Annotated in this window: 11 protein-coding genes and 2 tRNA genes; 8 read left to right on the plus strand and 5 right to left on the minus strand. The window is 53.3% G+C overall.

Annotated features, from left to right (window positions below):
* Nucleotides 1-20: 20 nt before the first annotated feature.
* Genes pmrB through dacB form a run of 3 tightly spaced genes read right to left on the minus strand, consistent with a single transcriptional unit; the run spans nucleotide 21 to nucleotide 3,159 of the window.
* The gene (gene pmrB, locus L466_RS18260) at nucleotides 21-1,064 is read right to left on the minus strand and encodes a two-component system sensor histidine kinase PmrB (RefSeq protein ID WP_020883533.1); all 1,044 of its coding nucleotides are present in this window, start codon (nucleotides 1,062-1,064) and stop codon (nucleotides 21-23) included.
* Complete coding sequence (gene pmrA / locus L466_RS18255; protein ID WP_014171795.1) at nucleotides 1,061-1,723, minus strand: two-component system response regulator PmrA; 663 nt, start codon at nucleotides 1,721-1,723, stop codon at nucleotides 1,061-1,063. Before pmrA ends, pmrB begins: the two co-directional genes overlap by 4 nt.
* Before the next feature lie 2 nt (nucleotides 1,724-1,725).
* Nucleotides 1,726-3,159, minus strand: coding sequence for a serine-type D-Ala-D-Ala carboxypeptidase (dacB, locus tag L466_RS18250; protein WP_025202924.1), 1,434 nt, complete (start codon nucleotides 3,157-3,159; stop codon nucleotides 1,726-1,728).
* 227 nt (nucleotides 3,160-3,386) lie between these two features.
* Here dacB and greA point away from each other — a divergent pair, with 227 nt between their 5' ends.
* Entirely contained in the window at nucleotides 3,387-3,863 is a 477-nt protein-coding gene (greA, locus tag L466_RS18245) for a transcription elongation factor GreA (RefSeq protein WP_014171793.1), read from the plus strand.
* A gap of 151 nt (nucleotides 3,864-4,014) precedes the next feature.
* Here greA and yhbY read toward each other — a convergent pair whose 3' ends face one another.
* Nucleotides 4,015-4,308 carry a ribosome assembly RNA-binding protein YhbY gene (gene yhbY / locus L466_RS18240; protein ID WP_003861814.1) on the minus strand — a complete coding sequence of 98 codons (294 nt, stop codon included), beginning with the start codon at nucleotides 4,306-4,308 and terminating at the stop codon, nucleotides 4,015-4,017.
* Between the two features lie 127 nt (nucleotides 4,309-4,435).
* On the opposite strand from yhbY, the gene rlmE reads away from it, so the two are divergent.
* The 6 genes from rlmE to L466_RS18210 all read left to right on the plus strand — a co-directional run bounded on the left by rlmE (nucleotide 4,436) and on the right by L466_RS18210 (nucleotide 10,028).
* Entirely contained in the window at nucleotides 4,436-5,062 is a 627-nt protein-coding gene (gene rlmE / locus L466_RS18235) for a 23S rRNA (uridine(2552)-2'-O)-methyltransferase RlmE (RefSeq protein WP_014171792.1), read from the plus strand.
* A gap of 102 nt (nucleotides 5,063-5,164) precedes the next feature.
* On the plus strand, nucleotides 5,165-7,099 hold the full coding sequence (gene ftsH / locus L466_RS18230; RefSeq protein ID WP_025202925.1) for an ATP-dependent zinc metalloprotease FtsH: 1,935 nt from the start codon (nucleotides 5,165-5,167) through the stop codon (nucleotides 7,097-7,099).
* Nucleotides 7,100-7,197: 98 nt separating this feature from the next.
* On the plus strand, nucleotides 7,198-8,046 hold the full coding sequence (gene folP / locus L466_RS18225; protein ID WP_020883535.1) for a dihydropteroate synthase: 849 nt from the start codon (nucleotides 7,198-7,200) through the stop codon (nucleotides 8,044-8,046).
* Complete coding sequence (gene glmM / locus L466_RS18220) at nucleotides 8,039-9,376, plus strand: phosphoglucosamine mutase (RefSeq protein ID WP_014171789.1); 1,338 nt, start codon at nucleotides 8,039-8,041, stop codon at nucleotides 9,374-9,376. Before folP ends, glmM begins: the two co-directional genes overlap by 8 nt.
* A gap of 223 nt (nucleotides 9,377-9,599) precedes the next feature.
* Nucleotides 9,600-9,932, plus strand: a complete 333-nt coding sequence (gene secG / locus L466_RS18215; protein ID WP_020883537.1) for a preprotein translocase subunit SecG — start codon at nucleotides 9,600-9,602, stop codon at nucleotides 9,930-9,932.
* Between the two features lie 9 nt (nucleotides 9,933-9,941).
* Nucleotides 9,942-10,028 (plus strand) — tRNA-Leu (locus L466_RS18210).
* 165 nt (nucleotides 10,029-10,193) lie between these two features.
* Here L466_RS18210 and argG read toward each other — a convergent pair.
* Complete coding sequence (argG, locus tag L466_RS18205) at nucleotides 10,194-11,540, minus strand: argininosuccinate synthase (protein WP_020883538.1); 1,347 nt, start codon at nucleotides 11,538-11,540, stop codon at nucleotides 10,194-10,196.
* 287 nt (nucleotides 11,541-11,827) lie between these two features.
* Here argG and L466_RS18200 point away from each other — a divergent pair.
* Nucleotides 11,828-11,904: transfer RNA gene (locus L466_RS18200), tRNA-Met, on the plus strand.
* Nucleotides 11,905-11,940: the final 36 nt, after the last annotated feature.

Consider the following 11,940-nt stretch of genomic DNA (forward strand, 5'->3'; position numbering starts at 1 on the left):
GCCCCCGGAAGGGGGCTTTTTTATTGCAGGCTGGACGGCAACCAGCAGCTGGCGATTAAGCCGCCCTCAGCACCATTCTCCAGCGTCAGCTTGCCGTGGTGGAGCTGCACGATACGTTGCACAATGCTCAGCCCCAGGCCGCTGCCACCGTAGCGCTGGTCAAGACGACGGAACGGTTCAGTAATCAACTGGCGGTGCGCTTCATCTATCCCCGGCCCCTGATCGATAACGCTGACCTGTGTTCCCCCGTCAACGTCGGCCAGAGTCACGCGAATCGTTGTGCCTGACGGACTGTAGCGCCCGGCGTTCTCAAGCAGATTGCGCAGCATCAAACGCAGAAGTACCGCATCACCCTGCACCGTGAGCGGACTTTTGTCCGGCCATATCACCGTGTGCTCTTTGGCTTCATGTCCAAGACCGAGCGGCATGATGATATCGTCTGTCCAGTTGACGGTTTCATAGTGACCGCTCGCCATCGCCTGTCCGGCACGGGACAACATCAGCAGTTGCTCAACCGTGTGCATCAGCTGATCGATACGGGTAATTAACGTCGTGGCCTGTGGAGAGCCAGACTGTGCCATCAGTTCCAGATGCAGTCTGATCCCCGCAAGCGGCGTTCGCAGCTCGTGAGCGGCGTCCGCGGTGAAGAGACGTTCCTGTTGAATGGTGTGATCCAAACGGGCGAGGAGCTGGTTGAGCGAGGTTGTGACGGCACCAATTTCTTCCATGTCGGAATAGACAGGGAGCGGGGTTAAGTTATCCGCCGAGCGGTTCGCCAGGCTGACGCGCAGTTGATTCAGCGGCCGGGTTATCCAGGTGACCGCCCAGAATGAGAAGCACAGCGTAAAACCGACCATCACCAGAGAGGGGACCAGCAGCGAGGCAATCGCTTCACGGATCTCTTTCTCGACATGATTATTGCGCGATTTCGCCGAGAGCGTTTCGTTGACCAGAAAACCAATCTGTTCACGGCTTTCATGCCAGAGCCAGATCACGCTTATCAGCTGGAAAAATAACAGAATGACCGCCAGCAGAACCATTAATCGCCGACGCATGCTGTTCATTTCTGGCTCTCCAGACGATAGCCTACGCCACGGACAGTTTTAATCCGGTCTTTACCCAGTTTGCGACGCAGATTGTGAATATGCACTTCGAGGGTATTTGAGCCCGGATCGTCCTGCCAGGAGTAAATATCCTGCTGCAGGGTTTCGCGGTGTACCGTTTGTCCGCTGCGCATAATCAGGCGCGTCAGCAGCGCGAACTCTTTAGGGGTTACTTCAACCGGTAGGGACTGGCACAGCACCTGCTGGGTTTGCAGATTCAGCGTAATATCGCCGTCGGTCAGTAAGTTATCGCTGTGTCCCTGATAACGACGAATCAACGCCCGTACCCGCGCCTGAAGCTCCGCAAGGGCAAACGGTTTCACCAGGTAATCATCAGCGCCAGAATCGAGGCCGTTGATACGATCTTCAATGGCATCCCGTGCCGTCAGGATCAATACCGGATTGGCGATACCCCGGCGGCGCCACTGGCTTAGCTGCGTAGCGCCGTCTTTATCCGGTAAGCCTAAATCGAGGATCACCAGACTGTATTCGCCGCTCTGGATCAGGGCATCCGCCTCAGCCGCCGTGGCGGCGCAGTCGAGGGCATATCCTTCATTGGCCAGCGCCAGAGCCAGCCCTTCCTGCAATAACAGATCGTCTTCAACTATGAGTAGTTTCATCGCTAGTTATTCTGGTAGATGTCCTTATAAAGCCTGCTTTCGAAGCGAACCAGTGGAATACGACGATTACGCTGGTCGGTCGGTTCGACGGCATAGCCGGAAAGATACTGCACGAATGCCATGCGTTGCCCGCTGGCGGTAGTGATGAAGCCTGCAAGGTTATAAACCCCCTGCAGTGAACCTGTCTTGGCTGAAACTTTTCCGTCCACCCCGGCCGCATGAAGGCCGGCACGGTACTGAAGTGAACCGTCATGCCCGGCGAGTGGCAGCATCGAAATAAAGTTTAGCTCAGTGTCATGTTGTGCAATGTACTGAAGTACTTGCATCATCGTTGCCGGGGAGATCAAATTATGCCGCGATAACCCGGAGCCATCGACGGCAATGGTGTTGCCAAGATCGATCCCCGCCTGTTGGCGCAGGATCTGACGCACGGCGTCGGAACCCGCACGCCAGGTTCCTGGCACGCCGAAACGCGCGTGACCAATCATGCGGAACACCGTGTCAGCAATCATGTTGTCAGACTTTTTCAGCATAATCCGTAGCAAATCGTGCAGCGGCGCAGATTGTTTGCTGGCGATGACCGTACCGGGTTGATTGACCTGCGTCTGGCGCAGCAGGGTACCGGAATAGGTTATTCCCGCCTGCTTCAGTTCATCCTTGAGAATGGCACCCGCATAGCTTGCGCCATCCTGTATCGCAAAGGCCAGCGGCAGCGGGTCGGCGCGCTGTGTCAGGCACCCGGTCAGCGTGAAGCGGTTAAGATCGCCTGGCACCACGTCCAGCTCGCAATACTGCGCATCCGGGGAGCCTTTTGCGAGGGTACGAACCTGGCTAAACATCGTCACCGGGTAGTAAGACGCCACGCGAATAAACGCTAAGTCATCCGGTTTTGGCGCGCTATAGAGTGAAATGGAGAAGCAGTTACGATCCACAATCGCGGCGGCTGGCGGAGCGCTAAAGCACTGCGTCATGTCGTTCCACGGCCATCCTGGCGCTTTATCGTGGCTGGCAAAAATAGAGGTGTCGATCAACACATTGCCATCAATCTTCTGCACGCCAGATTTTTTCAGCGACGCGACCATGTTGCGGATATCCTGGCGTTTAAACGTAGGATCTCCCCCGAAACGAGCGATAAGATCGCCTTTCAGTTCGCCACCCTCGATGTTGCCTTTGGTCTCGAGCGTGGTGGTAAAACGGAAGTCAGGTCCAAGCTGAAGCAGGGCGGCGAGTGCGGTGATCACCTTCTGGGTACTGGCAGGCAGCGCCATCTGTTGACTGTGATAGTCAATCTCTGGCGACTGCGCCCCGACCTTCTGCACCATCAAGGCAAGGTTGGCACCTGCGGGGAGCTGATTAATGTACTCATCAACATTCGCGGCCTGAACGCTGAACGCTATACTGGTAGTCAATCCGATGATAAATCTGGAAAATCGCATAATCTCGCGCTAACAACCCGAAAACAAACCGTCATACTACGGTGCATAGCACTGCAAAGTAAACGATGACCCATAGTGAACTTCGCGGTAAAATGCGTATCAAATTGAAAATTGTTGCTGACCTGGGGCTTCGCTCCCGGGTCGGTTTTCTTTTTGCTTCTGGCCCGCTCATGGGGGCCGGGGCAGGGAACACTGCTCCCAACAGGAATGTTTAAGAGGTATAACAAATGCAAGCTATTCCGATGACCTTACGTGGTGCCGAAAAACTGCGCGAAGAGCTGGATTTTCTGAAATCCGTTCGTCGCCCTGAAATCATCGCCGCTATCGCGGATGCGCGTGAGCATGGCGACCTGAAAGAGAATGCTGAATACCACGCGGCGCGTGAGCAGCAGGGCTTCTGTGAAGGGCGTATTAAAGATATCGAAGCAAAACTGTCCAATGCGCAGGTTATCGATATCACCAAAATGCCTAACAATGGCCGCGTCATTTTTGGTTCAACCGTTACCGTGCTGAACCTGGACAATGACGAAGAGCAGACTTATCGTATCGTGGGTGATGATGAAGCGGACTTTAAACAGAATCTCATTTCGGTGAACTCCCCGATTGCTCGCGGCCTGATTGGCAAAGAGCAGGATGATGTTGTCACTATCCGCACCCCGGGTGGCGAAGTGGAATACGAAATTATTAAGGTTGAATACCTGTAATTCGCATCTCGACTAAGATGTTGATACATTGTAAAGAAAAGAAAAAGGCCGCATAGCGGCCTTTTATCAACTCAAGGAGCGTGGCATTTTGCTCACCTGCTGACAGAAATCCCTCGTTTTACACAGAAAATGTGTTCGATTCAGGATATCCTTAGCGTGGCAGCGAGATTTTACGCTCTTTAGATGGGCGATAGAGCACCAGCGTTTTACCGATGACCTGTACATTACAGGCACCCGTTTCACGCACGATGGCTTCCACGATCAGGTTTTTAGTGTCTCGGTCTTCAGAGGCGATTTTCACCTTGATCAGCTCGTGGTGTTCCAGCGCTTGTTCAATCTCGGCAAGCACCCCTTCGGTCAAACCATTGTTGCCAAGCATGACTACAGGCTTGAGCGGATGTGCCAGACCTTTAAGGTGCTGTTTTTGTTTAGTACTCAGATTCATCGTATATTTTTGCTTACGTTGGGATTGAAAACGGTTCATTCTACCGCCATCTCCCTTATATCGCCAAATAGCTGCGTAGAAATTTACGTCACAGGCAAGTAACGATGAACCAGGACGGAAATGTTAAATGACAGGTAAAAAGCGTTCTGCCAGCTCCAGCCGCTGGCTTCAGGAACACTTTAGCGATAAATATGTTCAACAGGCACAGAAAAAGGGGTTGCGTTCCCGTGCCTGGTTTAAACTTGATGAAATACAGCAAAGTGACAAACTTTTTAAGCCGGGAATGACGGTTGTCGATCTCGGTGCAGCACCTGGCGGATGGTCCCAGTATGCGGTTACGCAGATCGGCGGAACGGGCCGAATCATCGCATGCGACCTTTTACCAATGGATCCCATCGTCGGTGTCGACTTCCTTCAGGGCGACTTTCGTGATGAATTAGTGCTGAAAGCGCTACTTGAGCGTGTAGGTGATAGTAAGGTCCAGGTTGTCATGTCAGATATGGCACCAAATATGTGTGGAACACCGGCGGTGGATATCCCCCGCGCCATGTATTTGGTGGAGCTAGCGTTAGAAATGTGTCGTGATGTACTAGCGCCTGGTGGTAGTTTTGTTGTGAAGGTGTTTCAGGGCGAAGGTTTCGAGGAGTATCTTAAGGAAATTCGCTCCCTGTTTGCGAAGGTTAAAGTTCGTAAGCCGGACTCTTCCCGGGCCCGTTCCCGAGAAGTGTATATTGTAGCGACCGGGCGAAAATGATAACCCGCGTCTTTCAGACGAAAGTTTGAATGACACGGGATATAGAGTATCCTGACGCTGTTTTTAACACAGTTGTAATATGAGGTTAATCCCTTGAGTGACATGGCGAAAAACCTAATACTCTGGCTGGTCATTGCCGTTGTGCTGATGTCAGTATTCCAGAGCTTTGGGCCCAGCGAGTCGAATGGCCGCAAGGTGGATTATTCTACCTTCCTGCAGGAGGTCAATCAGGACCAGGTTCGCGAAGCGCGTATCAACGGACGTGAGATCAACGTTACCAAGAAAGATAGTAACCGTTACACGACTTACATCCCGGTGAACGATCCTAAGCTGCTTGATAACCTTCTGACCAAAAACGTCAAGGTGGTAGGCGAGCCGCCAGAAGAACCAAGCCTGCTGGCTTCTATCTTCATCTCCTGGTTCCCGATGCTACTTCTTATTGGCGTCTGGATCTTCTTTATGCGCCAGATGCAGGGCGGCGGTGGCAAAGGTGCCATGTCGTTCGGTAAGAGCAAGGCGCGTATGCTAACGGAAGATCAGATCAAGACCACGTTTGCCGACGTTGCAGGTTGCGACGAAGCAAAAGAAGAAGTGGGCGAACTGGTTGAATACCTGCGCGAGCCGAGCCGTTTCCAGAAACTGGGCGGTAAGATCCCGAAAGGCGTTCTGATGGTGGGGCCTCCGGGTACCGGTAAAACCCTGCTGGCGAAAGCCATCGCGGGTGAAGCGAAGGTGCCGTTCTTTACTATTTCAGGTTCTGACTTCGTTGAAATGTTCGTGGGTGTTGGTGCATCTCGTGTGCGTGACATGTTCGAGCAGGCCAAGAAGGCAGCACCGTGCATTATCTTCATCGATGAAATCGACGCCGTAGGCCGCCAGCGTGGCGCAGGCCTGGGCGGTGGTCACGATGAACGTGAACAGACGCTGAACCAGATGCTGGTTGAGATGGATGGCTTCGAAGGTAACGAAGGTATTATCGTTATCGCGGCGACTAACCGTCCGGACGTTCTTGACCCTGCGCTGCTGCGTCCAGGCCGCTTCGACCGTCAGGTTGTGGTTGGTCTGCCGGATGTACGTGGTCGTGAACAGATTCTGAAAGTTCACATGCGTCGCGTACCGCTGGCACCGGATGTCGACGCGGCGATCATCGCGCGTGGTACGCCGGGCTTCTCCGGTGCTGACCTGGCAAACCTGGTCAACGAAGCTGCACTGTTCGCTGCTCGCGGTAACAAACGCGTTGTGTCGATGGTGGAGTTCGAGAAAGCGAAAGACAAAATCATGATGGGTGCGGAACGTCGCTCCATGGTGATGACGGAAGCGCAGAAAGAGTCCACGGCTTACCACGAAGCCGGTCACGCGATTATCGGTCGCCTGGTGCCGGAACACGATCCGGTGCATAAAGTGACGATTATTCCGCGCGGTCGTGCGTTGGGTGTGACGTTCTTCCTGCCGGAAGGTGATGCCATCAGCGCCAGTCGTCAGAAGCTGGAAAGTCAGATTTCAACTCTTTACGGCGGTCGTCTGGCTGAAGAGATTATTTACGGCGCGGAACATGTTTCGACCGGTGCGTCCAACGACATTAAAGTCGCGACCAACCTGGCGCGTAACATGGTGACCCAATGGGGCTTCTCCGAGAAGCTGGGTCCCCTGCTGTATGCGGAAGAAGAAGGCGAAGTGTTCCTGGGCCGCTCCGTGGCGAAAGCGAAACACATGTCCGATGAAACCGCACGTATCATTGACCAGGAAGTGAAGCTGCTGATCGAGCGTAACTACAATCGCGCCCGTCAGATCCTGAACGATAACCTGGACATTCTTCATTCGATGAAAGATGCGCTCATGAAATATGAGACCATTGATGCTCCGCAGATTGACGACTTGATGGCTCGCCGCGAAGTGCGTCCGCCAGCGGGTTGGGAAGACCCAGGCGCTTCCAACAATTCTGACAACAATGGCACACCGCGTGCGCCGCGTCCGGTCGATGAACCGCGTACGCCGAACCCGGGCAACACCATGTCAGAACAGTTGGGCGACAAGTAAGTCACTGCTGTTGAAGTCTATGTTTGCACCTCAAACCCTGGAGCTTGCTCCGGGGTTTTTCTTTTCTGTAAAACCATATTGATACCAGGGATTTGACCATGAAACTATTCGCCCAGGACTCACATCTCGATCTCTCACATCCGCATGTGATGGGTATCCTGAATGTCACGCCTGACTCCTTCTCTGACGGCGGCACGCATAACACGCTTATCGAGGCTGTGAAGCACGCAAATTTGATGATTAACGCGGGCGCCACCATCATTGACGTAGGTGGGGAATCGACGCGCCCGGGGGCGGCAGACGTTTCGGTGGAAGAAGAACTGGCGCGCGTGGTGCCTGTGGTTGAAGCTATCGCACAGCGGTTCGAGGTGTGGATCTCCGTCGATACGTCTAAACCTGAAGTGATCCGTGAAGTCGCGAGAGTGGGTGCTCACATCATCAATGATATTCGTTCGCTGACGGAGCCTGGCGCACTGGAGGCGGCCGCGGAGACCGGGCTACCGGTTTGCCTGATGCACATGCAAGGACAGCCGAAAACCATGCAGGAAGCGCCAAAGTATGACGATGTTTATGCCGACGTAAATCGCTTCTTTATTGAGCATATTGCACGTTGTGAACGTGCGGGTATCGCAAAAGAGAAATTGCTGCTCGACCCGGGGTTCGGTTTCGGTAAAAATCTCTCTCACAATTATGAGCTGCTTGCGCGCTTATCGGAATTCCATCATTTCGACCTGCCATTGCTGGTTGGTATGTCGAGAAAGTCGATGATTGGTCAGTTACTGAATGTAGGGCCGAGCGAACGTCTGAGCGGAAGCCTGGCCTGCGCTGTAATTGCGGCGATGCAGGGCGCGCACATTATTCGTGTCCATGACGTTAAAGAAACAGTAGAAGCCATGCGTGTAGTGGAAGCTACACTGGCAGCGAAGGAAAACAAACGCTATGAGTAATCGTAAATATTTTGGTACCGATGGTATTCGTGGGCGCGTGGGTGATGCGCCAATCACCCCTGATTTTGTACTGAAACTGGGCTGGGCAGCGGGTAAAGTCCTTGCGCGTCATGGCTCCCGTAAAATCATCATTGGTAAAGATACCCGTATCTCCGGGTATATGCTGGAGTCAGCGCTGGAGGCCGGTCTGGCTGCCGCGGGGCTTTCCGCTTCCTTCACTGGCCCAATGCCAACGCCTGCTGTGGCATATCTGACGCGTACTTTCCGTGCTGAAGCAGGGATTGTGATTTCGGCCTCGCATAACCCGTTTTATGACAACGGCATTAAATTCTTCTCCATCGACGGCACTAAGCTGCCGGATGAAGTGGAAGAGGCGATCGAAGCGGAGATGGAAAAAGAGATCACCTGTGTCGACTCCGCCGAGCTGGGTAAAGCGAACCGCATTGTCGATGCCGCGGGTCGTTACATCGAATTCTGCAAAGGTACTTTCCCGAATGAACTGAGCCTGGCCCATCTTAAAATTGTGGTGGACTGCGCCAACGGTGCGACCTATCACATTGCGCCGAATGTTTTCCGCGAACTGGGTGCGAACGTGATTACCATCGGCTGTGAGCCTGATGGCCTGAATATTAACGAACAGGTGGGTGCGACTGACGTTCGTGCTCTGCAGGCGCGCGTTCTGGCGGAAAAAGCCGATCTGGGCATCGCACTGGATGGCGACGGCGATCGCGTGATCATGGTCGATCACGAAGGTAATAAGGTCGACGGCGACCAGATCCTCTATATCATTGCGCGTGAAGGTCTGCGTCAGGGCCAGTTGCGCGGCGGTGCAGTAGGCACGCTGATGAGCAACATGGGTCTGGAGCTGGCGCTGAAACAGCTGGGTATTCCGTTTGTCCGTGCAAAAGTGGGCGACCGCTATGTGCTGGAAAAACTGCAGGAAAAAGGCTGGCGCATCGGGGCTGAAAACTCAGGCCACGTGATCCTGCTGGATAAAACCACCACCGGAGACGGTATCGTCGCTGCGCTGCAGGTTGTTGCCGCCATGGCGCGCAACCATATGAGCCTGCACGATCTCTGCAGCGGCATGAAAATGTTCCCGCAGATCCTGGTGAATGTGCGTTTCACCGCCGGTAAAGGCGACCCGCTGGAAAATGAAAATGTGAAAGCGGTGATGGCTGACGTTGAAGCCGCGCTGGGCAACCGTGGGCGTGTGCTGCTGCGTAAGTCTGGAACTGAACCGCTGATCCGCGTAATGGTGGAAGGCGAAGACGAGGCGCAGGTGAATGAATTTGCGCACCGTATTGCGGATGCCGTAAAAGCTGCATAGTTTTTCACGTTAAGTGATTAAAAAGGCGGCGCTTGCCGCCTTTGTTTTGAGCAATTGATGGCTTTTTGCTGTTTTTTTCCGCAGTTGATACAATGCGTCAAAATTGCCCTTGCGAAGCACATTCGCTTTGGTTAGTATTCACACCCGCTTCAGTGGGAAACAAAAATCCTGCTAATTGGTCGAAGCATTGGTATGCGGCAAATCCGCAAGGAACAGGTTGATTATGTACGAAGCTCTTTTAGTTATTTTCCTTATTGTAGCCATCGCTCTCGTAGCGCTGATCATGCTGCAGCAAGGTAAAGGCGCTGATATGGGAGCCTCCTTCGGAGCAGGCGCTTCCGGTACGCTGTTCGGTTCAAGTGGTTCTGCGAACTTCATGACCCGCACAACGGCGATTCTGGCTACGCTGTTCTTCATCATCAGTCTGGCGCTTGGCAATATCAACAGCAACAAGACCAGCAAAGGAAGCGAGTGGGAAAATCTGAGCGCGCCAGCGAAAACTGAGCAGACTCAGCCAGCTGCACCGGCTAAGCCGACCAGCGATATCCCGCACTAAGTATTCAGTACCGAGGTGGTGGAATTGGTAGACACGCTACCTTGAGGTGGTAGTGCCCTAACGGGCTTGTGGGTTCGAGTCCCATCCTCGGTACCAATATTCCAGAAGAAAGACGTCGAAAGACGTCTTTTTTTTCGTCTGTAGATTTCGTCTGTAGAAGGAGCGTTTTCGTCGGCGGGTACGTTCGTGCCAGCGGGACCGGTTCTGCAGCGATCGTAAAAAAGGCGCCCACTGGGCGCCTTTTGCATTTCTGCGTAAGCCTTACTTCTTAACGCTGTGCTCCAGGTTTTCAACCTGCGGTAGGCCATTACCGGCGCTTGCGGAGAGCAGGCCATTCTCAACGTAGTTGAACAGCTTCTCACGGGTATCGGTGATGTCCAGGTTACGCATGGTCAGCTGGCCAATACGATCGTCCGGAGAGAACACGGATTCACCTTTCTCCATGGTCAGACGTTCTGCTTTATAAGTCAGGTTGTCGGACACGGTGTTCAGAATCGAGTAGTCATTCCCGCGACGCAGCTCCAGCGTCACTTCGCCGGTGATCGCGCTTGCCACCCAACGTTGCAGTGCATCGCGCAGCATCAGGGCCTGTGGGTCGAACCAACGGCCCTGGTACAGCAGTTTACCGAGCTGACGACCATGAGAGTGATACTGCTCGATGGTGTCTTCGTTGTGAATACCGGTCAGCAGACGCTCATAAGCGATGTGCAGCAGCGCCATCCCAGGGGCTTCATAGATGCCACGGCTTTTTGCTTCAATAATACGGTTCTCAATTTGATCGCTCATGCCCAGACCGTGACGGCCACCGATACGGTTAGCTTCCAGCATCAGTTCCACATCGTCAGAGAAGGTCTTGCCGTTCAGGGCAACCGGGTGGCCGCGCTCGAAACGAACGGTGACTTCTTCCGCCTGGATTTTGACGTTTTCGTCCCAGAACTTCACACCCATGATCGGGTTAACGATCTTCACGCTGGAGTTCAGGAATTCCAGGTCTTTCGCTTCGTGCGTCGCACCCAGCATATTGGAATCGGTAGAGTAGGCTTTCTCAACGGACATCTTATAGTCAAAGCCACAGGCGATCATAAACTCGGACATTTCATGACGGCCGCCCAGCTCGTCGATAAAGTCGGTATCGAGCCACGGTTTATAAATCTGCAGCTCGGCGTTGGTCAGCAGGCCATAACGATAGAAACGTTCGATATCGTTTCCTTTATACGTACTGCCATCACCCCAGATGTTTACGCCATCTTCTTTCATGGCGGCAACCAGCATGGTACCGGTCACTGCACGGCCAAGCGGGGTGGTATTGAAATAGGTCAGGCCGCCGGTAGTGTTATGGAAAGCACCACACTGAATAGCAGCAATACCTTCAGCGACCAGTTGCTTACGGCAGTCAATCAGGCGCGCGTTCTCTGCGCCATACTCTTTAGCGCGACGAGGGATTGCATCATAATCGTCCTCATCCGGCTGACCCAGGTTCGCAGTATATGCATACGGAACCGCTCCCTTCTGGCGCATCCACAGCAGTGCAGCGCTGGTATCCAGGCCGCCTGAAAAAGCGATGCCAATACGTTGTCCTACCGGAAGATGCTTGAGAATCGTCGTCATAAAATAAAACCCTGCTTGATTGACTGATTAAGAGACCGCTTTCGCTCTCGATGCATGTTTATGCAAAATAAGTGAGTATTCATTTAATCATCTTTTGTCGATGACCGGAAGAGACTCGTGCGTTTTTTGTAAAATTTTCCCTTTGTTTGACCTGGCGGAAACTGGCTTGACAGGTGGGGTTCACTATCAATATACTAAACGCCGATTTTACGTCCCGTCTTCGGTACCAAATCCCAGCATTATTTGCAAATTCTCTCCAAAACGCGTAGAATTTGCCACGTTTCAGGCGCGGGGTGGAGCAGCCTGGTAGCTCGTCGGGCTCATAACCCGAAGGTCGTCGGTTCAAATCCGGCCCCCGCAACCACTTTCCCATAAAGTTCTTTTTCAAATATACTGTGAA

The organism is Enterobacter sp. BIDMC 30 (genome assembly GCF_000534355.1).
GTDB classification, from domain to species: domain Bacteria; phylum Pseudomonadota; class Gammaproteobacteria; order Enterobacterales; family Enterobacteriaceae; genus Enterobacter; species Enterobacter ludwigii.

Excerpts from the sequence above, each read along its gene's own strand:
- dacB (WP_025202924.1), bottom strand. The coding sequence starts at position 3,159 with ATGCGATTTTCCAGATTTATCATCGGATTGACTACCAGTATAGCGTTC.
- rlmE (WP_014171792.1), top strand. The coding sequence starts at position 4,436 with ATGACAGGTAAAAAGCGTTCTGCCAGCTCCAGCCGCTGGCTTCAGGAA.
- ftsH (WP_025202925.1), top strand. The coding sequence starts at position 5,165 with ATGGCGAAAAACCTAATACTCTGGCTGGTCATTGCCGTTGTGCTGATG.
- yhbY (WP_003861814.1), bottom strand. The coding sequence starts at position 4,308 with ATGAATCTGAGTACTAAACAAAAACAGCACCTTAAAGGTCTGGCACAT.
- greA (WP_014171793.1), top strand. The coding sequence starts at position 3,387 with ATGCAAGCTATTCCGATGACCTTACGTGGTGCCGAAAAACTGCGCGAA.
- secG (WP_020883537.1), top strand. The coding sequence starts at position 9,600 with ATGTACGAAGCTCTTTTAGTTATTTTCCTTATTGTAGCCATCGCTCTC.
- argG (WP_020883538.1), bottom strand. The coding sequence starts at position 11,540 with ATGACGACGATTCTCAAGCATCTTCCGGTAGGACAACGTATTGGCATC.
- glmM (WP_014171789.1), top strand. The coding sequence starts at position 8,039 with ATGAGTAATCGTAAATATTTTGGTACCGATGGTATTCGTGGGCGCGTG.
- folP (WP_020883535.1), top strand. The coding sequence starts at position 7,198 with ATGAAACTATTCGCCCAGGACTCACATCTCGATCTCTCACATCCGCAT.
- pmrB (WP_020883533.1), bottom strand. The coding sequence starts at position 1,064 with ATGAACAGCATGCGTCGGCGATTAATGGTTCTGCTGGCGGTCATTCTG.
- pmrA (WP_014171795.1), bottom strand. The coding sequence starts at position 1,723 with ATGAAACTACTCATAGTTGAAGACGATCTGTTATTGCAGGAAGGGCTG.